Source organism: Halopelagius longus, from assembly GCF_900100875.1.
Taxonomy (GTDB): Archaea; Halobacteriota; Halobacteria; order Halobacteriales; family Haloferacaceae; genus Halopelagius; species Halopelagius longus.
The window spans coordinates 378686-404470 of sequence record NZ_FNKQ01000002.1 but is presented as its reverse complement, the minus strand read 5'-3'; the positions used below and the strand labels follow the sequence as shown (position 1 = coordinate 404470).

Genomic DNA, 25785 nt, shown 5'->3' with positions numbered 1-25785 from the left:
CCGCCACTCGGCAACGTATGACAGCGTCACCCGACGAGGGCGAGGGCGACGACGACGAGGAGTCCGTCACGTTCACCGTCAACATCGAGGACGGGACGACGGAGATAACGATGCGCGGCGACAGGGACACCGCGGTCATCGTCCGTTCGGAGTCCGGCGAGCGAATCTACCTGCCGCCGGAGGACTTCCGACGGGGCGCGCGCGAACGCGACGACAGTCCCCACCAGTCGGCGAGTTCGGACAGCCCGTACCAGTCGGCGCAGTCGGACAGCCCCTACCAATCGGTGAGTTCCGACAGCCCCTATCAGTCCGCGGAGTCCGACAGCCCGTACCAGTCTGCGGACTCGGACAGTCCGTACCAACCCGCGCGGCAGACTCTCCCCAGCGAGGGCCTCGTTCCGACTTCGGACGGCTACCGCATCCGCCACCCCGAACCCGTGACGGACGTTCGCGTCCTGCGGTGACCCCTCAGGCGATTCGCTCGTAGAACTCGACGGTCTGGTCCACCACTTCGTCCCACGTCAGCGGTTCGTACTCCGGCGGCCCCTCCAACGAGAGGCCGTACTCGATGCCCTCGGCGATGGACCGGGAGTCGGGGTCCACCTCGATGACGCAGTCGTCCGGTAGCACCTCCGCGGCACCGCTCTCGGTGGCGACGACGCGCGTCCCCACGGAGAGGGCTTCGACGATGGTGATGCCGAACGGTTCCGACAGGGAGGGCGAGACGAACAGGTCCGCCGAGGCGTAGTAGTCGCCGAGTTCCTCCTCGGGGACGTAGCCCACCCACTCTATCCGGTCTTCGACGCCCAGCAGTTCCGCGAACCGCTTCAGTTGGTCCGTGAGGTGGCCGGACCCGCCCATCACGAGGGTCACGTCGTCGCGGCGGAGTCTGTCGAGGGCGTAGACGAGGTGGGCGATTCCCTTCTGGTCCGTGTGTCGCCCCACGAAGAACACCATGTGACCGTCGATGCCGAGTTCCTCCTTCAGGTCGCGTCCGGTCGTCTCGACGGTGGAGAAGCCGTTGTAGATGACCTCCGGCTTCCGCCCGTACTCCTCGTCGACCTTGTTCGCGAGGAGTTCGCTCACCGCGAGTAGGTGGTCACAGCGGTCCACGACGCGCCGTTCGGTCTCCTTCTCCCGTTTCGGCGGGTCGATGTTCCGGTCCGACGACAGCGAGTGAAACGTCGTCACCCACTCCACGTCGGCGTCGTCGTTGGAGTTCGCGCGCGAACCCGGGCCGTAGCCGAACCAGTCGTGGGTGTGGACGATGTCCGCGTCCTCGGCGCGTTCGGCGAAGGTCGAACTGAGACGGCCGATGCGGGTGATGATGTCGCCGTCGCCGGTCGGAACGCCGACGATTCCCTCGCGGTCCTCCGGCGCGTACTCGGCGGGGAGCACCAACTCGATGTCGGTTCCTCTCGCCTGCAGACCGTCGAACAACTCTCCGACGTGGGTGTCGAGTCCGCCACTCACGTTCGGAGGGAACCCCCATCCGAGCATCAGAATTTTCGGCGACATATGTGCGCCACAATGACACGGTGGCTTATATAATTCGTGACCGTTCTGAGCCCCCGCGACCGAAAGTCGAATACGCCGACCGTACCACGTTCGCGCATGCACGTCGTCGTCAACGCCGCCGCGAGCGTGGACGGGAAACTGTCGAACAGGCGGCGCGAACAGGTGGAGATAAGCGGCGATGAGGACTTCGCCCGCGTGGACCGCGTCCGCGCGGAAAACGACGCCGTCCTCGTCGGCGTCGGGACCGTCCTCGCGGACGACCCTCACCTCACCGTAGACGGGCAGTCGCTTCGGGCGACCCGGCAGGCCGATGGACGGCCGGCGAACCCGGCCCGCGTCGTCGCGGACTCCCGCGGACGGACGCCGACGGACGCCCGCATCCTCGACGGCGCGGCGGACACGTACGTCCTCGTCTCGGAGGCCGCCCCCGAGAACCGAATCGAGGCGCTCGAATCCGCGGGGGCGACCGTCGTCGTCGCCGGGGCGGACCGCGTCTCCTTCTCGGAGGCGTTCGAGTCGCTCGAAACCTGCGGCGTCGAGTCGGTGATGGTCGAAGGCGGCGGGGAAGTCATCTTCTCGCTCTTCGAGGAGGGCGTGGCGGACGAACTCCGCGTCTACGTCGGGTCGATAGTGATCGGCGGGCGCGACGCGCCCACGTTGGCCGACGGCGAGGGGTTCGTCGAGGAGTTTCCGACCCTCTCGCTGCGCGAGGTGGAACGCCTCGACGACGGCGTTCTGCTCTCGTACGACGTGGCGTAGGCGCGAACGGACGCCGACGTACGACGGCGACGCGTCGCACCACGACGGGAGCCTCGACCAGCGGTCGTGCGAACGCCGAACAGAGACGCTCAATAGTTAAGGCGGTCCCGACTGTACGTGGTGGTATGAGCACACCGGAATCTACTGGCTCGCCCGTCCACGTCGAGAGCGCGGACCACCTCGACGAACTCGTCTCCGACAACGACGTCGTTCTCGTCGACTACTACGCGGACTGGTGCGGTCCGTGCAAGATGCTGGAACCGACGGTCGAGGAGATCGCCGCCGAGACGGACGCCGCCGTCCTGAAGGTGGACATCGACGAACTGCAGGAACTCGCCCAAGAGCAGGGCATCCGCTCTGTGCCGACGCTCCAGTTCTACCACAACGGCGACCAAGCCAAGCAGGTCATCGGCGTGCAGGACAAAGACGACCTCGTCGAGATAATCGACCAACTCTCGAACTGAGCGCCTTCTCCCGCCGACTCGTCGCCGTCGCCGCGCGGATTACAGGCGACCGACGGTGACGCTGTGACCGGTCTTCTCGTCGTGCCGGTCCGCCATCTCGCGCGCGTCCTCCGCGTTTACTTCGAGCGACTCCACCCGACAGTCGTGGCAGACGACGTGGTAGTACTGCTCGATTACTCCTCCGTTCGACCCCTCGTCGGGCCGCGTTCGACTCCGTGTCATCCTCGTCTCGGTCCGAGCGTCCCCCCGAAGGGACATAAGTAAACGTCGCATATACGACCGGTTCGCCGCGCGTACGCGACGGTAAACACTGCCTACGGTATCGAAAAGAGGCCGGTCGGGGCGTCAGAACGGCGCGTCGGAACGACTCCGCTCGAAGGGGTCGCTCTCGGCGTCAGCCTCGTAGTCGAACGGGTCGCCGGTGGAGGCGTGGACTTCGGACACCTCCTCGAACTCGGCGACCATCCGCGACTTCAGCGCTTGGATGGTCATCGGCGAGATGCCGCACCCGGAACACGCGCCGGTGAGCGAAATCCACACCTCGCCGGTGTCTCCGTCTACGGCCTCGACGCCGGCGTCCCCGCCGTGCATCTGAATCTGGGGGAAGTTGCGCCGCATGAACAGTTCGATGCGCTCTTCGAGGTCGGTTTCGGGGGCGTCGGACGCCGATTCGCTACTCATAGCGGTGCGGAGGACGCCGGGCGATATAGCGCTTCGCACCCCGGCCGCGGCGAACGTCGCCGCCCCGCGGTCGAATCGGGGAGGCCTTTTTAATTCGGGAGGTGTATCTTCCCGTATGATATCACTCGACGAGGCGGTCACCGCCCGACTCGAATCCCACGGCGAACGGTTCGAGGTTCTCATCGACCCCGACGCGGCCCTCGACATCAAGCGCGACGAGTTCGACGGGGAGTTGGAGGACGTCATCGCCGCCGAGGACGTGTTCGAGGACGCCTCACGCGGCGACAGGCCCGCCGAGAACGACTTAGAGGAGGTGTTCGGGACGACCGACCCCATGGAGATTATCCCGGAAGTCGTCAAGCGCGGCGAGATACAGATCACCGCCGAGCAACGCCGCGAGATGCAGGAGCAGAAGCGAAAACAGCTCATAAACCGCATCGCGCGGAACGCGGTCAACCCGCAGATGGACAACGCGCCGCACCCGCCGGAACGCATCGAACGCGCCTTGGAGGAGGCCGGGTTCAAGGTGGACCCGATGGAGAAGGTCGAATCGCAGGTCGACGACGCCCTCGACGCACTCCGGCCGGTCATCCCCATCCGCTTCGACGAGGTGACGATAGCCGTCCAGATACCCGCGGAGTACGCCGGGAAGACGCAGGCACAGGTCCGCGAGTACGGCTCTCTAGACCGCGAGGAGTGGCAGAACGACGGGTCGTGGGTCGGCGTCGTCACGTTCCCCGCCGGGATGCAGAACGACTTCTTCGATATGGTCAACGACATGACCTCCGGCGAAGCGGAGACGCGAATCGTCAAGGACAAAGACGACCTGAAGACGCGGTAGTCGGACGCGTCGGGGCGGACGGCCCGCCTCCGTTCGGCGCCTCCGCGCCGGCGGGTCGATTCGAACCGAGAAAAGAGCCGTTCGACCGAGGCGCGCGCGAACTATCCCTTCTTGAAGCCGACGAGGAAACCGCCCGTAAAGCCCGCCGAGATGGAGAGCGTAGAGAGGATGCTGGATATCCAATCCGGGGGCGTCCCCGCCGCGGCGTCCTGCGTCTTCGAGACCAGACCCGCCGAGAGGCGTTCCCAGTCGACGGTGAGGATCCCCCGCGATTCGAGGAACTTGAACACGGCGAGTTCGACGCCGACGATGACGGCGACTAGCTTCGCTATCTTCTTGGCCGCGAAGCCGATGACGCCGCCGATGACGGCACCGCTTCCGAAGTCGATGCCGAGAGCGGTCGGGTCGAGTGACAGTTGCAACGGGTCGGACATACCGCACTCTCACTCGTCTCAGTATAAGTCGTTTGTGGGAACGTGACCGTCACGCAGTCGGACTTGTCAGACGGACGACCGACGAGCGAGAACATACAAGGCGTTCGGCGCGCAATCCCAGCCCATGGTTAGCGTGTCACACGGTGCGGCTCGAACGGAGGTGCGTGAGTAACATCTCGTCTCTCCGTCCGTTCGACGGCGCCCGAGGAGGGTTCAAGTGCGTCGATACCCAACGTTCGAACCGAACCGTGCATGCAAGATTACCGACCACGGTCGGGTCGTCGAGGGCCGACCGGGTGGTCATATGAGTCACGGAACGAGAGCCGTCGTCGCAAAGCGGGTGGACTCCGGGACGGCCGACCTCTCGGAGATAACCGACCTCGCGCGCGCCGCCGGGTACGACGTGGTCGGCGAACTCACGCAGACTCGAGAGGAGGACGCCGCGTTCCACTTCGGCGAGGGTAAAGTCGAGCAGTTAGCGGCGCTCATGGCCGAAACGGACGCGGCGGCGGTCATCGTCGATAACCGACTCGGTCCCTACCAGACGTTCAACATCGGGGCGAAGCTCCCCGAGGGGACCGAGGTCATCGACCGCTTCACGCTCATCTTGGAGATATTCGGCCAGCGAGCCAACACGCGCAAGGCCCAACTGCAGGTCGAACTCGCGGAACTCCGGTACGAACTGCCGCGCGCGGAGGCGAAGGCGTCGCTGGCGAAACGCGACGAACGGCCGGGGTTCATGGGTCTCGGCGAGTACGACCAGTCGCGCGAACAGGACATCAAAGCGCAGATTTCCCGCATCAAGCGCGAACTCGACTCCATCGCCGACAAGGAGGAGACCCGGCGGGAGCAACGCCGCGAGTCCGGGTTCGACCTCGTGGCCCTCGCGGGGTACACGAACGCCGGGAAGTCCACGCTGATGCAACGACTCGCCGAGGACCTCGAAGTCGGGCAGAACGACGAGTTACACCCCGACTTGGAGACGACCGCCGAGTCCGAGGACCGCCTGTTCACGACGCTCGGGACGACGACGCGCCGCGCGGACACGGGGACGCGGAACGTCCTCCTGACCGACACCGTCGGGTTCATCTCCGACCTTCCGCACTGGCTGGTCGAGTCGTTCAAGTCCACGCTCGACTCCGTCTACCGCGCGGACCTCGTCCTCCTCGTCGTGGACGCCTCCGAACCCGTCGAGGAGATGCGCGAGAAACTCGTCACCTGCCACGACACGCTGTACGAGCGAAACGAAGCGCCCATCGTGACGGTGCTGAACAAGTGCGACAAACTCGACGAGGACGAACTCGAAGAGAAGACGAACGCGCTCAGCGCACTCGCCCCGAACCCGGTGGTCGTCTCCGGCCTCACCGGCGAGAACGTCGAGGAACTCTGCGACCGAATCGAACACGAACTGCCGCCGTGGGAGGAGGAGCGTCTGCTCCTCCCGATGAACGACGACGCGATGAGCCTCGTCTCGTGGGTCCACGACCACGGCCACGTCGAAGCGGAGGAGTACGAGGGCCAGCAGGTGTTCTTGGAGTTCGAGGCCCAACCGGCCATCGTGGAGAAAGCCCGCTCGAAGGCGGCCGACCTCCGGCGCGCGGAGACCGACGGCGTCGTCGATTCGCCGTAGTCGCGCCCTACTCGTTCGTCCGCTTTTCTTTCCTGACCACCTGCACCTCGCCGATTCGCGTGTCCGGATACTGTCCCTCTGCGTCTTTCTCCGCCGCTTTCACCATGTCCCAGACGACGTTCAGACCGGTGGTGACGCCTTCGAGCGCCTCCATCTCGCATCCGGTCTTGCCCGTCGTCTCGACGGCGACGGTGAGGGTTATCTCCGTCTCCCCAACGTCGAACGTCGTCTCGACGTTCGTGATGGGTATCTGGTGGCACATGGGAATCGTCTCCCACGTGTGTTTCACCGCCTGAATCGCGCCGATTCGCGCCGTCGCCAACACGTCGCCCTTGCCGATTTCGTCGTCGCGGACGGCGGCGACGGTGGAGGCGGTGAGAGAGAGGGTGCCGCGGGCGACGGCGCGCCGCCGGGCGTCCGGTTTCGCCCCCACGTCCACCATCTGGGCGTTCCCCGCCTCGTCGACGTGCGTCAGGTCGTCGCTCTCCGCGCCGTTTCCGTCCTCGTCCGGCATCGCGTCCACCCTGTCGTCGTCGCTCACGACTCGTCACCCCACAACGCCCGCGGGATGGCGTCCAAGAGGTCCGACGCGAGGAGGCCGTCGCCGCGTTCCGCGTCGAGGCGTTCGGCCGCGCGGCCGTTGACGAACGGACCGGCGCACGCCGCGTCGAACGGGTCCTGCGTGCCGAGGAGGCCCGCTATCACACCCGCGAGGGTGTCGCCGGTGCCGCCCACTGCCATCGCGGGCGTGCCCGCGCGAACGATTCGCGTTCGCTCGCCGTCCGTGACCACGTCCTCCGCCGCCTTCGCCACGACGACGTGGCCGACGTCGGCCGCGAACGCCTCGATGTCGTCGCGGGCGTCCCGCAACGGCCCCTCGACGTCGGGGCCGCCCATCTTGGCCAGTTCCTTGCGGTTCGGCGTGCAGACGAGGGTTGCGTCGGTGTCCACCTCCGGCACGACGGGGAGGGCGTCGGCGTCGACCACCGCCTCGCCCTCGAACGATTCGAGGAACCGCCGTGCGGCCTCTAACGTCTCGTCGTCGTCGCCGAGTCCCGGACCGAGGACCACCACGTCGTCGTAGTCGTGGGCCGTCCCCACGAGGCCGTCCACTTGGTCGGGCGTGAGGTGGTCGCCCGGGTAGTCCTGTACGATGAGGTCCTCCGCGTAGCCCTGTATCTGCCCGGCTACTTTCTCCGGCGCGGCGACGAACGAGAGGGAGGCCCCCGCGCGGAGGGCGGCCTGCCCGGCGAGGGCGGGCGCGCCGGTGTACGGGCCGCCGCCGACGACGAACACGCGCGAGTCGCCGCCGCGGACGCCCCGACGGACGGTGCGCAGGTCGCCCGGTCCGACGAACAGTTCCGCGGCCGCCGGGATGCCGATGTCCGCGACGGTCACCTCGGCGTCCAGTTCGGAGAGGCCGGGCTTCTCGTCGTGGAAGGTGACGACGTGGTCAGCGGAGACGGCCGCGTCGGCCCGTTCGCCCGTGTCGGCGTCGAGGCCCGAGGGCACGTCCACCGAGACGACCGTCGCGTCGAGGGCGTCGGTGGCCTCGGCGGCCGTCGCCTCCGGTTCCCGGAGTTCGCCGGTGACGCCCGTCCCGAGCATGGCGTCCACCACCACGTCGGGGTCGCCGAGGTCGAGCGATTTCGAGTCGGTCACCGTCCGAACGTCGTACTCGGCGGCGACGAGGGCGTCCCAGTTCTCGCGGGCGATGTCCGTCGAAATCGTCTCGGGGCGGCCGAGGAGGTGGACGGTCGGGTCGTACTCGTCCAGAAAGCGGGCCGCGACGAACGCGTCGCCGCCGTTGTTGCCGCGCCCCGCGACGATGGCCACCGAGGAGTCGGGGTCGGCGACGCGGCGCACCGCCCGCGCGACGGCGTTTCCGCTCGACTCCATGAGCTGTTTCCGCGGGACGCCGAGGAATTCGGCGTTCTCGTCCACCGCGGCCATTCGCTCGCTCGATATCATGCTCGACCGTTCGGTCGGCGGCGTGGTAAAAGGGGAGGTGTCCGGCGGGCGTCGCGGCGCGGTCGGGCGGTTCGAGCGGCTCCTCCCCACCCTCGGAGTCGCGCGGCCGCCACACCTAACCACGTCTCGCCCGTCGATTCGACTATGTCCGACGACACCGAGGCGGACGTCACCGACCGCGACCCGGACGTCGAAGACGAGGAGGGCCACGGCGTATCGGTCGAAGGCGGCGGCGACGCCGGTGCGTCGTCGCCGGAGGAGTCCGAAGAGGTGGACGCAGACCGAGAGGAGGAGGAACCTGACGAGGAAGACGAGATGCGCGAGCAGGAGGCCGAAGAACAGGAGAATATCGACAACCACCGCGACGAGGAGCCGTTCCAGTCGTAACCGGCTCGGCCCCGCGCCGGACTATTCTCTCCGAGCGCTCACCGGCGGACCGGCGGGTGGCGGTTCGCCTCGTACACCGCGACGGCGGTCACCGCGAGCACCGCCAACGTCCCCGCGAAGAACTCGACGCCGGGGACGGCCCCGCTTCGGAGCCAGATGAGCGCGTCCTCCGCGAGGAGGACGACGAACAGGACGGCGAGCAGTACCGCGCCGTGTTTGCCGAGGCCGATATCTCTCATAGGCGAGAGTACGGAGCGAGACGTATTCAGTCCCTCGCCGGTTCGACGCTCGCTCCCGTCAGTGTCCGCTTTCGCAACATTACTCACCGGGTCGGACGAACCGCGGGCCGTGACGCGACGACTGTTCGGAACGCTCTGCGGACTGGTGTTTCTCGTCAACCTGGGTCGGACGGCGTTCGCACCGCTCGTCGAGACGTTCCAATCGCAGTTCGGCGTCGGCCCCGCGACGGTGGGCGTGGTGACGACGCTCGTCTGGGTCGGCACGGCGTTGCCGCGCATCCCCGTGGGCTACCTGCTGACGCGCGTTCCGCGCCACCGCGTCGTCCTCGCCACCGGCGCGCTTCTCACCGCCGCCGCGGCGTTCGTCGCCTCCGCGGCGTCGATTCTGATGCTCCAGGTCGGCGCGTTCGCCATCGGCGTCGCCTCCGGGGCGTACTTCGTCGCCGCCGTCCCCCTCGTGGGCGAACTCTACCCGGACGCCGTCGGGCGGACCATCGGCATCCACGGCACCGCCTCGCAACTCGCCGCCGTCGCCGCCGCGCCGATGGCCGTCCTCTTTCTCGCCACCGCGTCGTGGCGAGCGACGTTCTGGCTCCTCGCCGCGGGGGCCGCGGTGGCTACGCTCCTCGTCTACGCGACGGTTCGGCGGATGGACGGCACGCCCGGAACGGGCGCGGACCGCAACTTCGCGGGCGCGCTTGGCCACTGGCGACTCATCCTCACGGGGATGCTCGTCATCGCCACCGCCGGGTTCGTCTGGCAGGGGCTGTTCAACTTCTACGTCTCGTATCTCGTCGAGGCGAAGTCGTTCACGCAGAACACCGCGAGCACGATGCTCACCGCCGTCTTCGCGGCGGGCGTCCCGGCGTTCTGGCTCTCGGGGAGCCTCGCGGACCGCCTCCCGCGGATTCCGTACATCCTCGCGACGATGGCCGCCTACGTCGCCTCGCTGTTCGCTTTGACCGCGGTACGGGGATTCGTGCCGGTGCTCCTCGTCACCGTCGTCGTCGGCTACACCGTCCACAGCCTCTTTCCGGCCCTTGACGCGTGGCTCCTCGGGACGCTCCCCGAGGACGTTCGGGGGAGCACGTACGCGGTGTTCAGTGGCGCGTCGCTCCTTCTGGAAGCCAACGGGAGCGGAGCCGTCGGCTTCCTCACGGGGGCGGGGTACGGGTTCGACGAGGTGTTCCGCGCGTTCGCCGGCGTTCTCGTCGTCGTCGTCGCTCTCCTGACTGCGCTGTACCTCTCCGGACGACTCCCCGGCGCGGAGGACGCGCCGCCGTAGAAAGAGTCCGTGACCGGACAAGTGACCGGTGACCGGACCGGTCACGGGAGACGTAACCGGCGTACGGCGACGCCTTCTTCGCGTATTCGCTCCGAAATGTTTACAACCGAGAGATATGAACCGAACGATATGTCGACGCCCCTCCCGTCGGATATCGACGTCTCGAACGAGGACGGGAACCTCCGCGTACTCTGGCTCGACGACGACGAGGCGGAGCGACTCATCTGCTGTCTCTCCTCGGAGACGGCGCGTTCGACGCTCGCCGCCCTCCAGCGAAACCCGGCGACGGCGTCCGAACTCGCCGACAGCGTGGACACCTCCCTCCAGAACGTCCGCCACCACCTCGACAACCTTCGGGACGCGAACCTCGTCCGCGTCGCGGACACGTGCTACTCGGTGAAGGGCCGCGAGATGAAGGTGTACGCGCCGACCGACGACGCGTTCGTCGTCTGCGTCGGCGGCGCGGACGACAAGTCGCCGCTTCTGGACCGACTCGACCGGTTCGTCGAATCGCTCGGCATCCTTCCGTCCGCCGACTCCGATTCTGATTCCGCCGCCGACGCCCCGCGGGAGGAGTGACCGGTCGCTCCGCCGGACGTTGAAGTAGGAAGGCGAGGCCAGTCACCGACACCGATATGACCACGGGGGCGCGAGGGGCGAACGTGAGTTGGCAGGCGGTCTTCGGCCATCCGGAAGCGTACGAAGAGCAAGCCGACGGTATCGAGGCCGCCGCCGAGGCGGCGGACGACGACGGGTTCCTCGTCGTGGAGGGCGCGTGCGGAACGGGGAAGACGATGCTCGCGCTTACCGCGGGCATCGACAGGGTTCGGGACCCCGACTCGAAGTACGAACGCGTCCTCGTCCTGACGAGCGTCAAACAGCAACTGCGCCAGTTCGAGGCCGACCTGCGGACGATAAACGAGAACCTCCCCGACGACTGGCGGCCCGTCTCCGGCCTGACGATGGTCGGGAAGGCGGACGTCTGCCCCTACAGCAGGGAGAACGTCGCCGGCATCGACGACCAGACCGTGTACGACCGCTGTGAGGGCCTGCGGGAGCGAACGCGCAATCTCGTCGGCGACGGCGGCGTCACCTCCACCTCCGCCCTCGTCGGCGAGGCGCAGGCGGCCCAGACGGGCCTCATCGACTCCGGGAACGACGGCGGGCCGACGTATCTGGAGACGGCGGGCGAACCGACGCCGTACCTCCCCGAGACGGGCGACTACGACGGCACCGAGTTCTGCCCGTTCTACGCGACGTTTCTGGACGACCTGCCGGAGGACGGCGACCCGATAGAGGCGGTGCCGTTCGACGTGACCGAACTCGGACTGGTGGACACCGAGGAACTCGTCCGCCTCGCCGCCGGGTACGGGACCTGCCCCCACTCCGCGATGGGGGCGGTCCTCCCGCACGTCGAAGTCGTCGTCGGAAACTACTACCACGCGTTCGACCCGACGACCGTCGGGTCGTTCACGGGCGCGTTGGTGGACGATTCGACGTTCGTCGTCTGCGACGAGGCGCACATGCTCGAACCGCGCGTGCGCGAACTCGTCAGCGACGGCGTGGGCGACGCCACCCTCCGCGACGCCGAGAACGAACTGACGCGCGTGATTCAACCGCTGACGTTCGACGATAAGGGGAAAGGCGTCGAGGACGCCGAACTCGTCCGCGGCGAACTCGAAGACGCCGACGTGACCCTGCGGGAGTTAGAGGAGGTGCGCGACTTCCTGCGGGACCTGCGCGAGGAACTCGACCGGCGGGTGACGGCCCACCTCGACCGGACGACGCCGGACTGGCGCGCGGACCTCACCCGACTCGATGACGACGAGATTCCGCTCAGAGACCCCGAGACCCCCCAGGTGGACGAGATAACCGAGTGGGCCGATGAGGCGGGTTACGACGAGGGGACGTGGATTCGCGCGGAGTCGGTCGGCGCGGTGGTCGCCCGGGTCCTGAACGAAGTCGAAGAGGAGGACAAGCGGCGCGCGTCGCTTCCGGTCGGACGGACCCTCGCCAACTGGGCGCGGCAGGACCACGAGACGTACTTCCGGGAGATAACGCTCGACCGGACGTGGGACGAGACGGCGCGGCCGGACTCGTGGCGGCGCGCGTACAACGCCCACCTCTCGCTTCACAACTGCGTCCCCGGCGACGCCATCGCCGAACGACTCGGCGAGTTCGGCGGCGGCGTGCTGATGTCCGCGACGCTCGCCCCCTTGGACGTGTTCAAGGAGGTGACCGGGCTGAACGCTCTGGAATCGTCCGACCGGCCGGTGGTCGAACGGACGTACGGGCTCTCGTTCCCCGAGGAAAATCGTGCGTCCTTCGCCGTGGACGTGCCGAAGTTCACCTACGAGAATCGCGGCCCGCCGGGCGAGGACAACGAGACGCGCCGGGCGTACGTGGACGCCGTCTCCGACGTCGCTCGGTCGCCGGGGAACGTCCTCGTCGGGATGCCGAGTTACGCCGAGGCGGAGTGGATGGCCGGGGCGTTGGAGTCGCGCCTCGAGAAGCCCGTCCTCTTGGACGAGGCCAGCGACGACGGCGCGACGGAGCAGTTGAAGGCGGACTTCTTCGGCGGCGAGCAGAAGGTGTTGGTGACGAGTCTGCGCGGGACGCTCACGGAGGGCGTCGACTACCGCGGCGACCGCCTGTCGGCGGCCGTCGTCTGCGGCGTCCCGATCATCAACACGTCGAGTCCGCGGACGCGGGCGCTGAAGACGGCGTACGACCGGAAGTTCGGCGACGGCTTCGAGGCCGCGTTGACCGTCCCGGCGGTCAGGAAGGCGCGACAGGCCATCGGACGCGTCATCCGCGGGGCGGACGAAACCGGCATCCGCGCGTTCGTGGACGCCCGCTACGCCCGGGAGTCGTGGAACGGCGTCCGCGAGTACTTCCCGCCGGACGAACGCGAGGAGTTCCAACCGGTCAGCCCCGACATGCTCGGGTTCGGCGTCGAACGGTTCTGGTCGTCCGTCGAGTGAGTCGCCCCTACTCGTCGGCCGGGTCGTCCGACTCGGCGTCGTAGGCCGCCCGGCACTCCTCGGAGCAGAAGTGTCGGTGTCGCGCCTCGCCGTCTTCGACCCACGTCACGACCCGATGGGTCGGCGACTGCAGTATCGTCTCGCCGCAGTTCGCACACTCGTGTGCGTCACTCTCGTCTACGCCTTCGCCGAGGTCCGAGGTAGGGTCCACCATCGCTCTCGGGGAGTACGTTCGGGGCCACTTCACTCCGTCTCAGGCGGCGGTACTTGCCTCTCTCCCGGCGTTCGGCACGGATCCGCCGGAACCCGAGGCGGCCCGGTGTCGCGGTTTGGGGACGTTCCGGACGGCTTCGGTCGTCTCGATAACCGTGGTGGTGTCTATAGAGTTGACTTAGCAGAGGTTATGTACTCTCCGTGGCGGAGGTACGAACGAGGACCCCCGTGATGTCCGACTCATCCGCAGACTCAACTTGGACGCCCGAATCGCGGTCAGCCGACGAAGCCGTCGGCGACCGAGCAATCGACGGGCGAGATTTCGCCCTCCACAGCGTCGTCGTCAGGTACGACGGCCGCCCGGACCGATGTACGCTGTACCCCCGGCGAGAGAGTTGTCGCGACCGGATGCAGTCGTGGTTGACGGCGAACCAAGACGCGTTCGTCGGCCTCGAAGAGTACCGCTGAGCGTCCGCGGACGTTCGCTCGTTTTCTCGCGCCGTCAGGACTCCGTCCACTCCGCGTCCGAGAGCGTTCGCTGGACAGCCTCCTCGCCGACGGCGGCCGCCAGCGCCTCGAAGCCGCGGCGTTCCGCCCTGTCTCGGGAGTTGGCGACGAGGCGGGAGACGATGAACTCCGGCGTGGACTTGCCGACGGTGCCGAACCGCGGTTGGTAGTCGACGCGGAGGGCGAGGTCCTCGGTCAACCCCTCCGCGAAGATGCCGTCGATGCGGGCCTCAGGCGGGAGCGGGTCTAAGTCGTCGGCGAGGTGGGTGACGTAGACGCCGAGTGCGTCCTGTTCGACCGTGAGGTCCACCAGTCCGTTGAGCAGGTCGGCGGCCCGTCCCGGCTCCGTGATGGCCTCGAACTCGTCTACGAGCATGAGCGTGCGGTCCTCCGAGGAGAGGGGCGGGACGATGGACTTCAGCGTCGATTCGAGGACGCCCGCGTTGAAGCTGGCGTGCCGGCGGTGGAACACCACGCTGTCGAACGAACCGACTTCGGCGCGTTCGGCGGGGACGGGCATCCCCATCATCGCGAGCAGCGTCACCTGACAGAGCGTCTCCAAGAGCGTCGTCTTCCCGCCGCTGTTCGCCCCGGTGAGGACGGTCACCCGGTCGCCCGACGGCGGACGCGGCGCGTCGTCCGCGCCGCCGGCGTCGTCGGCGAGTCCGTGCGTCCCGACGCCGTAGGTGACCGACTGCACGTCGCCCGAGAGCGCGAGGTTGCGCGCCCCGGCGACGGCGAGGCCGTCCTCGACGAGTTTCGGGCGGTGTAAGTCGTGTTCGACGGCGAACCGACCCAAGGAGAGCTCGAAAGCGATGTCGGAGACGGCTTCCACCGCCGCGTCCACGTCCTCGCGGGCCGACTCCACGTCCTCCCGCAGGTCGGCGGCGACGTCGGCCTCGCGTTCCGCCACGTCGGCTTCGAGTTCTTCGACCAGCGTTCGCAGCGACGCGCTGGCGAAGTCCGCCTCGTCGTAGGCGTCCTCGGCGGCGGCGGACTCGATTCGTCCTCGGCGGAGTTCCGTCTCCTGTGCGACGTACTCGACGAACGCCGACCGGAACTCGTCGAGGCTCTGGACGCCGCGGGCGCGGACGGATTCGAGCACGTCCAAGGCACCGCTCTCCAGCGATTCGACGGACGCCAGCGTCTCCCGCAGGCGGTCGAGTTCCTCGTCGGCCCCCTCGGCGACGGTGCCGTCTTCGTTCACGTACCCGAGTGCGCCCGCGGCGTCGCGGAGCGCATCGTCGTCTACGCCGTCGAGGGTGTCGAACGTCCGCCCGCGGAGACCCGCTTCGCGGAGCGTCAGCGCCGTTTCGACGGCGGCGCGGTCGGTCCCCCCCGCCTCGTCGTACTCCGCGAAGGCGTCGAGGACGGCCTCTCGGGCGTCGTCGTCGAGCGACGCCCACGCGTCTCGGGCGGCGAGAACCCTGTCGAGGCGGTCCTCCCGAGCGTCCTCGTCCTCCAACGGCGTCGTGACGCGGATGCGGTCCGCCGCGTGTTCGGTGACGGCGTACTGACTCGCGAGCGTCAACAGGTCGTCGTAGACGTCGCGCGCGTCGCGCGTTCCGAGAGCCTCCATCCCCGCCGCGCCGTTCGCTCGGCGGAGGATGCGGACGGCCCGCCCGCGCGGGATGCCCGCCTCCGAGAGCGCGCGGATGTCGGACTCCTCTATCGCTTCGACGGCCCGTTCGACGCCCAGCGTCTCCGCGAGGCGTTCGCTCGTCTTCGGACCGACCCCCCAGTAGTCCTCAAGTCGCATATCCAGAACTACTCGGGCCGGGTCTTGTAGGTTGCCCGTCCGCGGCGGAACTGGTCGCGCGATGGACGGCGTCGCCACTACCCGGCCGAAACGGCGGAGAAGAGGCCTCACCAGGAGGGAACGGGACGCTCGTCGGCGGACGACTCGGTGCCCGGAGTCGCCTCGTCGGTGGACCGCTCCGCGGCGCGAGAGAGAACCTCGGCCAGCAGCAGGACCGCCTCCTCGTGGTCGTCGCGCGACGCTCGAAGCGCCACCGGCGACACGTCGAGTCGCCTGTACTCGTCGAAGTCGTCGCGCGTGACGATGCCCCGGTCCGCGAAGTCCGTGGATATCTCCCTGAGCAGGGCGTGATAGTGGACCAGTTCGTTCTTCTTCATCGGATGTACACGTACGTGCTCAACACAGGTAAGATGCCCGCTTCGTGCAATCAGACGCGAAATTTGGGGCTCCGAGATCGTTACAATAGGGGGGAGGTTGCGCGCAACGAAAGGGGGAAGAACAGTTCGGCGCGGCGGGAGGTCCGCGCGTCGTCGTCGTCCGTTACGTCACCCGCTTGGACCGCGCCTCGCGGACGTCCGACCCGTCGCGCATCATGTCCTCGCAGTGGGGACAGACGCGCGGGTCGTCGTTGTCCTGCGGCGCGAACACCCTGACGTAGTTCTGCGTCACGAACGACCCGCAGTTCTGGCACTCAGGCACGGTGAGGCACCTCCCGAAGCGTCGTAACCGTCGCTCGTACGACCAGTGCGTCGTCGGGGGTCGATCTGACGAACATACTCGTTCGTATCGACGGCGGAGTTTCCGGTAAGTCGGATGCCTACGTCGTTAGGGCTCTCGTCGGATGCGGGGAAAGCGGTAAATGCCTCTGCCCTCGTCTTTCGATGGACGACGGTGCGTGCGAACGTCGCCGCCGAAGAACCATGGAAGATTCTCGAAACGACCCGGAGAGACGCCTCGATACGGACGTCCGTGAACACCTCGACCGAGTGTCGGACGCCGTCTTCGCCCTCGACTCGGAGTTTCGGTTCACCTACCTGAACGAGAAGGCCCAGCGGTTGCTCGAACGCGACGAGTCCGACCTCCTCGGGTCGGTCGTCTGGGAGGAGTTCCCCGGCGCGACGGGGACGGAGTTCCAGCGACAGTACGAACGCGCGCTACGGGAGATGGAGGAGGTGACGTTCACCGAGTACTACGCCCCCCTCGAGACGTGGTTCGAGGTGAACGCGTTCCCCTCCGAGACGGGACTTACCGTCTACTTCCGGGACGTGACGGCGCAACGCGAACGGGAGCGGCGGATAGAGGTCCAACGCGACCGACTCGACCTGCTCGAGACGTTCACCCACGTCGTCGCCGACGTCAGCAACGCGACGGAGGAGGCGGTATCTCGGACCCACATCGAGCAGATGGTGTGTAGCCGCCTCGTCGAGACGACGTCGCTTCGGTTCGCGTGGGCCGGGCGCTTCGAGGGGTCGGGCGAGGAACTCATCCCCTCGGCGTGGGCCGGACACGAGGACGGCTACCTCGACGAGGTGACCATCACCGCCGACGACTCCGAGACGGGGCGGGGCCCGGCGGGGCGCGCGGCGACCACCGGCGAGGTGCAGGTGTCGCACAGCATCGAGACGGACCCGGAGTTCGAACCGTGGCGCGAGGCCGCACTCGAACGCGGGTACCGCTCCTGTGCCTGCCTCCCGTTGCGGTACGACGACCGGACGTACGGCATCCTCGGCCTGTACGCCGGACGCGAGAACGCGTTCGCCGAACCGCGCGACGACGCCGGACCGTTAGACAGGCTGGCGGACACCGTGGCTCACGCCGTCCACACGGTGGAACGGCGGGAGCGCGAACGCGAACTGCGCCGCCGCCGCGAGGAGTTCTCCGCGTTGGTGAAGGACGTAGAGGAGTACGCCATCTTCCGTCTGGACGCCGAGGGCCACGTCGCGAGTTGGAACCGCGGCGCCGAGGAGATAAAGGGCTACGAGGAACACGAGATACTCGGTCGGCACTTCTCGACGTTCTACCCCGAAGAGTACAGGGAGGAGGACCTCCCGGCGGAACTGCTCGAACGCGCCGCCGAGGAGGGGCAGGCCAACCACGAGGGGTGGCGCGTCCGGAAGGACGGGTCGCGGTTCTGGGCGTCCGTCGCCATCACGGCGCTGACCGACGAGGAGGGGAACCTCCGCGGGTACATCAAAGTCGTCCGCGACATGACCGACCGGAAGCGCCGCGAACGCCGTCTGGAGGCGGTGTTCAACAAGACGTTCCAGTTCATGGGCCTGTTGGAACCCGACGGAACCGTCGTCAAGGTGAACGACGCGGCGGTGCAGTTCGCCGCGACGGACCGCGACGACCTCATCGGCCACCCCTTCTGGGAGGTTCCGTGGTGGGGGGGAGACGACGAGGTGGCCGGACTGCGCGACGCCATCAGGTGGGCCGCCGCCGGCGAGTTCGTCCGGTTCGAGACGAACGCGGGCGCGCCGGACAGCGAAAACGAGGCGACCGTCGACGTCTCCATCACGCCAGTGACCGACGAGACGGGCGAGGTGGTGCTTCTCGTCCTCGAAGGGCGCGACATCACGGAGCGAAAGCGGCGGGAACACGAACTGCGGCGCGAACGCGAGCGAATCGAGTTCGTCAACCGCGTCCTCAGGCACAACCTCCTCAACGGGCTGAACGTCGTGAGCGCGCGGGCCGACATCCTCGGCGACTTCGTCCCCGAAGACGGCCAGACGCACCTCGAAACGCTCCGCGACCGGGTCGAGGAGATGGCGGACCTCGTAGAGACGATGCGGTCGTTCACGCGGGCGGTCGGACAGGAGTCGCACAACCTCGAACCGGTCGAACTCGGCTCGACGCTCGCACACGAACTGGAGGCGATAGACGACGAGTACGACCGCGCCACCGTCGCCACCGACGGTCCCATCCCCGAGGTGGAGGTGATGGCCGACGAACTCCTCTCGACGGTGTTCGAACACCTCCTGACGAACGCCGTCCAGCACAACGATAAAGACGAACCTCGGGTGACGGTGTCGGTCGCCCCCGGCGAGGAGTACGTCGAAGTTCGCGTCGCCGACAACGGCCCGGGCGTTTCGGACGAGGCCAAGGAGCGAATCGTCGACAAGAGCGTCGAAGAACTCTCGACGCCCGGCGGCGGGTTCGGTCTCTTCCTCGTGAAAGAACTGATAGACTGTTACGGCGGCACCATCACCGTCGGGGACAACGACCCCGAAGGCGCGGTGTTTACGGTGTCGCTCCCGACAGCCTGAACCGTCGCTGAGCGCCAATCTGGCGCCCGTACGTCCCGTTTACGACGCTCGAAAACTCGCGGGTCGGCGGCGACGTTCTCTCACGGGAGACAGACAGTCAGCCGATAAACTCTGTTCGATTTATGGCCAGATATTTACTCGTAGGGGGAGTGGCTACTGTATCTGATGTCCACCAAGCGTTCGCCGAGTCCGGAGAGCGAAGACCAATCGGCGACGCCGGTCGTTCTCGTCGTTGACGACGACGAAGACTTGGCGGACACGTGCGAGTACTGGCTACGCGACGACTACGATGTTCGCGTCGCGTACGGCGGACAGGAGGCCCTCGACGCGGCGGACGAAACCGTGGACGTCGTCCTCCTCGACAGGCGCATGCCGACCGTCTCCGGCGACGACGTCCTCGAATCCATCGAGGAGCGCGGGTTAGACTGCCGCATCGCGATGATGACCGCCGTCGAACCCGACACCGACATCGTCGACATGCAGTTCGACGACTACCTCGTCAAGCCCGTCACCAAGACGGACGTCCGAGAGACGGTCGAGGAACTGCTCGTCCGGTCGAACTTCGAAGACGAGGTCCAGCGGTTCTTCGCGTTGGAGTCCACCGAGACGGTACTGGAGAGCCGGGACGCCGACGAACTGCGGGACCCAAAGACGCTCGAATCGCTCCGCGCGCACGTCGAGTCGCTCCGGGACGAACGCGCGGACGAGATAGCGCTCCGCCAGCGACAGCTCGACCACCTCCACCACGTCAACGACCTGTTGCGGCAGGTGGACCGAGCGATAGTCGACGCGACGACGCGCGAGGAGATAGAGGAGACGGTCTGTCTCTCCGTGGCCGACGAGGAGTCCTATCGGGGCGCGTGGATAGCCCGCTACAACCGAGCGATGGACGACGTGAGTTCCCGGGCCGCCGCCGGCGTGGACGCCGCCCGACTGAGCGACCTCTCCGAGACGGTGCGCCCCCTCGTGCGCGACGCCGTCGAGTCGAAGACGGTCAGGGTCGTCGAGCGAATCACGGACGAGCACCGCGAGGCGGCGTTCCCGTCCGAGCACGCCCCCGAGACTCCCGTCGCCGCCATCGTCGTCCCCGTCCTGTACCGCGATACGACGTACGGTGCGCTGGTCGTCTACGCCGACGGCCCCTCGGAGTTCTTCGAGGAACACGTCGAGGTGTTCGAACAACTCGGGCGGAGCATCGGCAACGGCATCAACGCCGCCGAGTCGAAGCGACTCCTCTACGGCGACACGGCGGTCGAACTGGAGTTCGAACACGACGACGACGACGACCTGTTCGTCGAACTGACGCGGCGACTCGGCGGGACGCTCACCCTGAAAGGGTTCGCCCCGGAGTCGAACGACAGCGTCGCCTGCTACGTCGCCGCCGACGGCGTCGACAGCGAGTCGCTGTTGGAGGAGGCGACGAAGCACCCGGCGGTCGAACGCGCCCGCATCGTCACGCAGAACGGTTCCGAGACGCTGTTCGAGTGGGAGATAACCGACTCGGCGGTGCTCGTGACGTTCGTCTCGTTCGGGGCGGACGTGAACACGCTGTCGGTCACCGACGGCCACGGTACCGTCGTCGCCACCGTCGCGCCCGACGCCGACCTCAGAGCGCTCATCGACGCCGTTCAGCGCTCGTTCTCCGAAATCAGCGTCGTCGCCAAGCGAGAGGTCGAGCGCTCGGTCCAATCGACGGACGCGTTCCGCCACGAACTGGAGAACAAACTCACCGACCGCCAGCGGGACGTGTTGGAGACGGCGTTCGTCTCGGGCTACTTCGAGTGGCCCCGGGGGAGCACCGCCGAAGAGGTGGCGGCGTCGCTCGACATCTCCGCGCCGACGTTCCACGAGCACCTGCGCTCGGGCGAGCGAAAACTGATAGAGACGTTCTTCGACGAGACGAGTCCCGACGCGGGCGACGAACGCGCGCGGAGCGACTGACCGCACTCACCCCGAACGGGACGGCGACGACCGTTCGAGGAGTCGTTCGACCGCCGCCAGTACCTCCTCTTTCGTCGCCGGTTTCGTGAGATACTCGTCGAACTGGGGAGCGTCGCCGTCCTCGCGGGAAAAGTCGGGGTCGGTCGCCGTGAGTAACGCGACTCGCGTATCGCCCGGTCGGTCGCGCAGTCGTTCGAACACCTGTTCGCCCGAGAGACCGGGCATCCGACGGTCGAGAACGACGGCGTCGACCGTCGAGTCGTAGGCGTCGATCGCTTCGCGGCCCGAGTACGCTGTTCGGACCGCGTACTCGTCGGATAGCCAAACGGCGAGGCTGTCGGTGAGTGCGGCCTCGTCGTCCGCAACGAGAACAGTTCGTTCGTCCGTCGGCGTGCCGTCGGGGGAGTCGGTCATCCGTGCGGAGTCTCCGTCGCGGAAGCGACGGTCACCGAATCGGGGTCGCAGATGGGAGGTTCAGTCGCGGTCGGAGTCGGGGGAATCGGTTCGACCTGATAGCCCGGAAACGTCCATCGAGTTGTCAGGCGTCGTTCATCCGCTGCAGCGTCTCTTCACCGCAGTGGACGCACTTCGTCGCCCGGTAAGGCTCCCGCGAGAACTCTTGGTTGACCTGCTTCGAGCTCTCGGTCTTGAGGGTGATCGAGACTTCGTGGGGAGTGTGGGCGTCACACCGGTCGCAGTACTCGGTCAGTTCGGTGAGGCCCGATTTGCTTTTGGACATGATTGATACCTCACTACAGTATACAAGCCTTCGGAGGATAGATGGACAGCCTAAGCCGTTAGGGAACGAGTAGAGACGCCTGAAGGACGCGAAAACTTACTACGATGGAGGCGTCTGGACGCCCTCGTCGTCGCCTTCGTACTCCACGTCGGACCGCAGGTACTCCGCCGTCGAATCTGGCGTCCTCGGCGGGGGTCGACGGCGTTCGCCCAAAACGAGTCGCGTGCTTCGTGCGACGCGGCGACGGAGTTCGGGGGCGGGGCGTTCGGACGTCTCGCCCCCGTCCGTCGTTCACTCCGGGACTCACGACAGATTCCAGCCGTCGCCGAACGACTCGAACCGGTGCTTGTCGTGGCCGTACAGTACGTCCGCGCCGGTGCGGCGCGCTATCTCTTTCAGCGTTCGAAGGCTCTCGAACCAGTCGCGTTCGGACCAAAGCAGGCCGGGCCCGAGGGGAACCTCCCCGGCGTAGTTCTCGTCTACGTAGCACTCGTCGCCCGCGACGAGGACCGTCTCCTCCGGCAGGTCGATTCGCGCGCCCATCACGCCGGGGGTGTGCCCCGGCAGGTGGAGCAACTCGAAATCCTCCGCGAGGGTGCGGCGGTGCCGGTGGACGACGCGCCAGTTCAGGTCCCGGTCGAAGTCGTCGGCGAGGTAGGCGATGGAGCCCTCGTCCGTCTTCGCGGAGTAGTAGGCGTACTTCAGTTCGTCCTCGTGGACGTACACCGGCACGTCCGTCCCCTCGAACGCCGCGAGGCCGCCCGCGTGGTCGAGATGGAGGTGACTCGTCACCACGGCGTCGACGTCGGATGGGGAGTAGCCCGCCGCCGCCAAATCGTCCTCCAAGGGGTGTTCGTCGGCGTCGACGTGTTGGAACGTCGCGTACAACGGGTCGGGCCAGTACCCGTCCCCGGCGTCCGGGTGCGACCCCGTGTCCCAGAGGTACGTCCCCTCGGGGTGGTCTATCACCGCGCTCCAGACGACGAACTCCCGCATCTCGTGGTCGGGGTTCGGGTTCGCCGCGGTGCCCATCGTGTGCCCGTCGAGGACGAACCCCGCGTCGGCGACGACTCGCCCCCTGTCGAGGAGTCTGATGCTCGCGTCGACCATGGCGGCGGTTCGGTTGCCCGAGGGATAACTGTTGGTCGGCGAGACGGTAGCGGACGCTCCGGAGGACGGTGCGAGTCGAAAAGGGAACGGAGACGCGAGTTCAGGCCGCCCTCAGGTCCACTGCCGGTAGATGAGGTTGCGCTGAATCTCGTTTGCGCCCTCGTAGATGACCGGGATGCGAGCGTCGCGGAAGACGCGGGCGATGCGGCGTTCCGAGAGGATGGAGCGGCCGCCGTGGAGTTGCATCCCGCGTTCGGAACAGTCCGTCGCCGTCTCGGTGGATTTGGTCTTACAGGCCGCCGCCCAGAACCCGGCGTCCTCGCCGTTCTGGACTTTCTCGGCGGCGCGCCAGTTGAGTGCGCGCGCGGCTTCGAACTCCATGCGCATCTCCGCGAGGGTGTGTTGGGTCGCTTGGAAGTCGGCGATGTTGCGCCCGAACGCCTCCCTGTCGTGGACGAACTCGTACGTCGCCTCTATGGCCGCCGCGGCGAGTCCGAGTCCGTGGCCGCCGACGACGACGCGCCCGTGGTTGAAGAACTCCGCGAGCATGTAGAACCCGCCGCCCTCCGTGCCGATGAGGTTCTCCTCGGGCACCACGCAGTCGTCGAAGACGATGTGTCCCTGCTTGGAGGCGCGCATGCCCATCTTCTCGGGGATGTGTTCTGCCTCGTAGCCCTCGGCGTCCGTCGGGACGATGAACATCGAGTAGTTGGAGTAGCGGTCCTCGCCCTCGCCCGTCTTCGCGTAGACGGTGAGCCAGTCGGCTTCGACGGCGTTTCCGACCCAGTACTTCTCGCCGTTGAGGACGTACCCCTCGTCGGTCTTCTCGGCTTTCGTCGTCATCCCGGCCATGTCCGACCCCGTCTGCGGTTCGGAGACGGCCAGCCCCGAAATCTGGTCGTTCTCGGCCACGGGGCGGAGGTACTCCTCCTTCTGGTCCTCGGTGCCGTACTGTTCGACTATCTCGCATCCGAACGACGCGAGCATCAGGGTCAGGGCGATACCGGCGTCGGCGCGGTAGAACTCCTCGTTGATGGCGAGAATCTGCTGGAGGTCGAACCCGCGTCCGCCGTACTCCTCGCCGATGTCTTGGGCGACCAAGCCGGCGTCCATCCCCGCCTCCAGAATGTCCCAGGGGTACTCCGCCGAGTCGAAGTACTCCTGCGCGTTCGGCGCGATGTGCTCCTCCGCGAACTCTCGCGCCTCCTGTTTCACGTCTCGGGCGTGTTCCGGAACGACGGTGTCGTCGAGAAGTTCCATGGCCGAGAGTGGATTCCTAACGTAAAATAATCCATGGAACTGCGAAAACCGCAAAACGAGTTTACCGTTTGTTCGGCGGGAAACGCCACGACAGTCGCGCTCTCCGGAGAGTAGCGCGACGGTGACTGTCAGTCGTTCGAGGCGGGCGCGGCGTCGTCGGGCGACTTCCCGGCCACTATCGACTCGTCGTCGTACCGGTCCCGGAGCACCTTCTTGTCGAACTTGCCCGTGGCCGTCTTCGGAACCTCCTCTATGAACATCACTTCGTCGGGCACCCACCACTTCGGGAAGTCGGCTTCGACCATCTCCGTGAGGTCGGACTGGAGGGCCTCGCGGTCGATTCCCTCCTTGGGGACGACGAACGCGACGGGTCGTTCCTGCCAGCGTTCGTGCGGGACGCCGACGACGGTAGCCTCCGCGACGTCGTCATGGGCCATGAGGGCGTTCTCCAGTTCGACGCTCGATATCCACTCGCCGCCGGACTTGATCACGTCCTTCGCGCGGTCCACTATCTGGACGTACCCTTCCTCGTCTACGGTCACCACGTCGCCCGTCTTCAGCCAGTTCCCCTCGAACTCCTCCTCGTTGGCCTCCGGGCGTTCGTAGTACTCCGTCGTCACCCACGGGCCGCGGACCCACAGTTCGCCGAACGCCTCGCCGTCCCACGGAACCTCCTCGCCGTCGTCGTCGACGACGCGCATCTCCAGCCCGGCGGCGAGGAGGCCCTGCTTCGCCCGTTTCTCGTACCGTTCCGCTTCGTCCCACGACTCCATGCCGGGTTTGAGGTGCGCGACGGTGCCGATAGGTGCCATCTCCGTCATCCCCCACGAGTGGACCACGTCCACGTCGTACTCCTCGTCGAACCGCCGGATGACCGACCGGGGGGCCGCCGCCCCGCCGATGACGATTCGGTCCAACGAGGAGACGTCCGCGTCGTTCTCGTCCAGGTAGTCCAGCAGTCCCAACCACACCGTCGGGACGCCCGCGGTGAGGGTGACGCCCTCCTCCTCGATGAGGTTCGCGAGGTCCTCGGGCGACGGCGACGGCCCGGGGTAGACGTGCTTTGCGCCCGCGGCGGTGGCCGAGAAGGGCAGACCCCACGCGTTGACGTGGAACATCGGCACGACGGGCATCACCACGTCCGAAGACCGGATGTCGAGTCCGGACTCCGGGAGGGTGGCCATCGTGTGCGACCACAGCATCTGTTGGGTGTACTCGACGCCCTTCGGTTTCCCCGTCGTCCCCGAGGTGTAACACATCCCCGCGGGTTGCTCCTCCGGCAGGTCGGGCCAGTCGTACTCGTCGTCCTCCTCCGCGAGGAACGACTCGTAGTCCGTCACCGGCGACAGCGACGTCTCCGGAACCTCCTCGCCCATCACGACGTACCGTTCGACGGAGGCGAACGCCTCCTCGTCGTACGCCCCCGCTAACTTCTCGACCAAGGAGGGGTCGACGAAAATCACCGCGTCCGCCGCGTTCTCGACGATGTACTGGACGTGGTGGTCGGGCAGAAGAGGGTTGATGGTGTGGAGTTGCGCGCCCATCGACGGGACGCCGAAGTACGTCTCGAAGTGTCGGTGGTGGTTCCAGCAGAACGTCCCTACCCGGTCGCCGCGTTCGACGCCCGCCGCCTCGAGGGCGTTCGCCAACTGACCGACGCGGCCCTCGTACTCCGAGTACGTGTACCGTTCGACGCCGTCGTGCGTCCGCGAGACGACTTCTCGGTCGGGGAACAGTTTGCTCGCGCGCCACAGGAACGGCCGCAACGTCTGGTCGGTTGCTCCGGGCATACCTCAC

Annotated in this window: 28 protein-coding genes; 12 read left to right on the top strand and 16 right to left on the bottom strand. The window is 67.1% G+C overall.

Going from position 1 to position 25785, the window contains the following annotated elements; translation table 11 throughout:
* Positions 1-17: 17 nt before the first annotated feature.
* Positions 18-464, top strand: a complete 447-nt coding sequence (locus BLS11_RS07805; RefSeq protein ID WP_092535562.1) for a DUF7510 family protein — start codon at positions 18-20, stop codon at positions 462-464.
* Between the two features lie 4 nt (positions 465-468).
* Here the strand turns inward: BLS11_RS07805 and BLS11_RS07800 are convergent, their stop codons facing one another.
* On the bottom strand, positions 469-1500 hold the full coding sequence (locus BLS11_RS07800) for a glycosyltransferase family 4 protein (protein ID WP_092537205.1): 1032 nt from the start codon (positions 1498-1500) through the stop codon (positions 469-471).
* 114 nt (positions 1501-1614) lie between these two features.
* On the opposite strand from BLS11_RS07800, the gene BLS11_RS07795 reads away from it, so the two are divergent.
* Entirely contained in the window at positions 1615-2277 is a 663-nt protein-coding gene (locus tag BLS11_RS07795) for a 2,5-diamino-6-(ribosylamino)-4(3H)-pyrimidinone 5'-phosphate reductase (protein WP_092535559.1), read from the top strand.
* Positions 2278-2402: 125 nt separating this feature from the next.
* Entirely contained in the window at positions 2403-2741 is a 339-nt protein-coding gene (gene trxA, locus BLS11_RS07790; RefSeq protein WP_092535556.1) for a thioredoxin, read from the top strand.
* Positions 2742-2780: 39 nt separating this feature from the next.
* Here trxA and BLS11_RS07785 read toward each other — a convergent pair whose 3' ends face one another.
* On the bottom strand, positions 2781-2963 hold the full coding sequence (locus BLS11_RS07785; protein WP_114936181.1) for a hypothetical protein: 183 nt from the start codon (positions 2961-2963) through the stop codon (positions 2781-2783).
* Positions 2964-3086: 123 nt separating this feature from the next.
* A complete protein-coding gene (locus tag BLS11_RS07780) occupies positions 3087-3422 on the bottom strand; it encodes a NifU family protein (protein ID WP_092535550.1) in 336 nt (111 codons plus the stop codon).
* 115 nt (positions 3423-3537) lie between these two features.
* On the opposite strand from BLS11_RS07780, the gene BLS11_RS07775 reads away from it, so the two are divergent.
* Positions 3538-4263 carry a ribosome assembly factor SBDS gene (locus BLS11_RS07775; protein WP_092535547.1) on the top strand — a complete coding sequence of 242 codons (726 nt, stop codon included), beginning with the start codon at positions 3538-3540 and terminating at the stop codon, positions 4261-4263.
* Between the two features lie 101 nt (positions 4264-4364).
* Here BLS11_RS07775 and BLS11_RS07770 read toward each other — a convergent pair whose 3' ends face one another.
* Positions 4365-4697, bottom strand: a complete 333-nt coding sequence (locus BLS11_RS07770) for an FUN14 domain-containing protein (protein WP_092535544.1) — start codon at positions 4695-4697, stop codon at positions 4365-4367.
* 304 nt (positions 4698-5001) lie between these two features.
* Here BLS11_RS07770 and hflX point away from each other — a divergent pair, with 304 nt between their 5' ends.
* Complete coding sequence (hflX, locus tag BLS11_RS07765; RefSeq protein ID WP_092535541.1) at positions 5002-6327, top strand: GTPase HflX; 1326 nt, start codon at positions 5002-5004, stop codon at positions 6325-6327.
* Between the two features lie 7 nt (positions 6328-6334).
* On the opposite strand, the gene moaC is transcribed toward hflX, so the two are convergent.
* Together moaC and BLS11_RS07755 are read right to left on the bottom strand one after the other, a co-directional pair.
* Positions 6335-6841, bottom strand: coding sequence for a cyclic pyranopterin monophosphate synthase MoaC (gene moaC, locus BLS11_RS07760; protein WP_092537203.1), 507 nt, complete (start codon positions 6839-6841; stop codon positions 6335-6337).
* Between the two features lie 23 nt (positions 6842-6864).
* Entirely contained in the window at positions 6865-8298 is a 1434-nt protein-coding gene (locus tag BLS11_RS07755) for an NAD(P)H-hydrate dehydratase (protein ID WP_092535538.1), read from the bottom strand.
* Between the two features lie 144 nt (positions 8299-8442).
* On the opposite strand from BLS11_RS07755, the gene BLS11_RS07750 reads away from it, so the two are divergent.
* Positions 8443-8685 (top strand): hypothetical protein, encoded by a 243-nt coding sequence (locus BLS11_RS07750; protein ID WP_092535536.1) that lies wholly within the window; start codon positions 8443-8445, stop codon positions 8683-8685.
* Between the two features lie 38 nt (positions 8686-8723).
* On the opposite strand, the gene BLS11_RS07745 is transcribed toward BLS11_RS07750, so the two are convergent.
* Positions 8724-8924: a hypothetical protein gene (locus BLS11_RS07745; protein WP_092535533.1), complete on the bottom strand. Its 201-nt coding sequence runs from the start codon at positions 8922-8924 to the stop codon at positions 8724-8726.
* Between the two features lie 109 nt (positions 8925-9033).
* Between BLS11_RS07745 and BLS11_RS07740 the strand changes: the two genes are divergently transcribed.
* The 3 genes from BLS11_RS07740 (at position 9034) to BLS11_RS07730 (ending at position 13193) form a co-directional block, all read left to right on the top strand.
* Positions 9034-10209, top strand: coding sequence for an MFS transporter (locus BLS11_RS07740; RefSeq protein ID WP_092535530.1), 1176 nt, complete (start codon positions 9034-9036; stop codon positions 10207-10209).
* 129 nt (positions 10210-10338) lie between these two features.
* Positions 10339-10788 carry an ArsR/SmtB family transcription factor gene (locus tag BLS11_RS07735; protein ID WP_092535527.1) on the top strand — a complete coding sequence of 150 codons (450 nt, stop codon included), beginning with the start codon at positions 10339-10341 and terminating at the stop codon, positions 10786-10788.
* 56 nt (positions 10789-10844) lie between these two features.
* Entirely contained in the window at positions 10845-13193 is a 2349-nt protein-coding gene (locus BLS11_RS07730) for an ATP-dependent DNA helicase (protein ID WP_092535524.1), read from the top strand.
* Positions 13194-13200: 7 nt separating this feature from the next.
* Here BLS11_RS07730 and BLS11_RS07725 read toward each other — a convergent pair whose 3' ends face one another.
* Positions 13201-13407: a DUF7576 family protein gene (locus BLS11_RS07725; RefSeq protein WP_092535521.1), complete on the bottom strand. Its 207-nt coding sequence runs from the start codon at positions 13405-13407 to the stop codon at positions 13201-13203.
* Between the two features lie 230 nt (positions 13408-13637).
* Here BLS11_RS07725 and BLS11_RS07720 point away from each other — a divergent pair, with 230 nt between their 5' ends.
* The gene (locus BLS11_RS07720) at positions 13638-13874 is read left to right on the top strand and encodes a DUF7511 domain-containing protein (protein ID WP_092535518.1); all 237 of its coding nucleotides are present in this window, start codon (positions 13638-13640) and stop codon (positions 13872-13874) included.
* Between the two features lie 34 nt (positions 13875-13908).
* Here the strand turns inward: BLS11_RS07720 and BLS11_RS07715 are convergent, their stop codons facing one another.
* The 3 genes from BLS11_RS07715 to BLS11_RS19360 form a co-directional block, all read right to left on the bottom strand.
* Positions 13909-15672: a MutS-related protein gene (locus tag BLS11_RS07715; protein WP_092535515.1), complete on the bottom strand. Its 1764-nt coding sequence runs from the start codon at positions 15670-15672 to the stop codon at positions 13909-13911.
* Positions 15673-15779: 107 nt separating this feature from the next.
* On the bottom strand, positions 15780-16049 hold the full coding sequence (locus tag BLS11_RS07710; protein ID WP_092535512.1) for a UPF0058 family protein: 270 nt from the start codon (positions 16047-16049) through the stop codon (positions 15780-15782).
* A 163-nt stretch (positions 16050-16212) separates the two neighbouring features.
* Complete coding sequence (locus BLS11_RS19360; protein WP_175454408.1) at positions 16213-16371, bottom strand: DUF7563 family protein; 159 nt, start codon at positions 16369-16371, stop codon at positions 16213-16215.
* Between the two features lie 221 nt (positions 16372-16592).
* Between BLS11_RS19360 and BLS11_RS07705 the strand changes: the two genes are divergently transcribed.
* Complete coding sequence (locus BLS11_RS07705) at positions 16593-18938, top strand: PAS domain-containing protein (protein ID WP_092537201.1); 2346 nt, start codon at positions 16593-16595, stop codon at positions 18936-18938.
* Between the two features lie 165 nt (positions 18939-19103).
* The gene (locus tag BLS11_RS07700) at positions 19104-20879 is read left to right on the top strand and encodes a bacterio-opsin activator domain-containing protein (protein ID WP_092535509.1); all 1776 of its coding nucleotides are present in this window, start codon (positions 19104-19106) and stop codon (positions 20877-20879) included.
* 6 nt (positions 20880-20885) lie between these two features.
* Here the strand turns inward: BLS11_RS07700 and BLS11_RS07695 are convergent, their stop codons facing one another.
* The 5 genes from BLS11_RS07695 to BLS11_RS07675 all read right to left on the bottom strand — a co-directional run bounded on the left by BLS11_RS07695 (position 20886) and on the right by BLS11_RS07675 (position 25778).
* Positions 20886-21293 carry a response regulator transcription factor gene (locus BLS11_RS07695; RefSeq protein WP_092535506.1) on the bottom strand — a complete coding sequence of 136 codons (408 nt, stop codon included), beginning with the start codon at positions 21291-21293 and terminating at the stop codon, positions 20886-20888.
* Between the two features lie 124 nt (positions 21294-21417).
* Positions 21418-21618, bottom strand: coding sequence for a DUF7835 family putative zinc beta-ribbon protein (locus BLS11_RS07690; protein ID WP_092535503.1), 201 nt, complete (start codon positions 21616-21618; stop codon positions 21418-21420).
* Between the two features lie 303 nt (positions 21619-21921).
* Positions 21922-22728 carry an N-acyl homoserine lactonase family protein gene (locus BLS11_RS07685; protein WP_092535500.1) on the bottom strand — a complete coding sequence of 269 codons (807 nt, stop codon included), beginning with the start codon at positions 22726-22728 and terminating at the stop codon, positions 21922-21924.
* A gap of 111 nt (positions 22729-22839) precedes the next feature.
* Entirely contained in the window at positions 22840-23988 is a 1149-nt protein-coding gene (locus BLS11_RS07680; RefSeq protein ID WP_092535497.1) for an acyl-CoA dehydrogenase family protein, read from the bottom strand.
* 128 nt (positions 23989-24116) lie between these two features.
* Positions 24117-25778, bottom strand: a complete 1662-nt coding sequence (locus BLS11_RS07675; RefSeq protein WP_092535494.1) for a long-chain fatty acid--CoA ligase — start codon at positions 25776-25778, stop codon at positions 24117-24119.
* Positions 25779-25785: the final 7 nt, after the last annotated feature.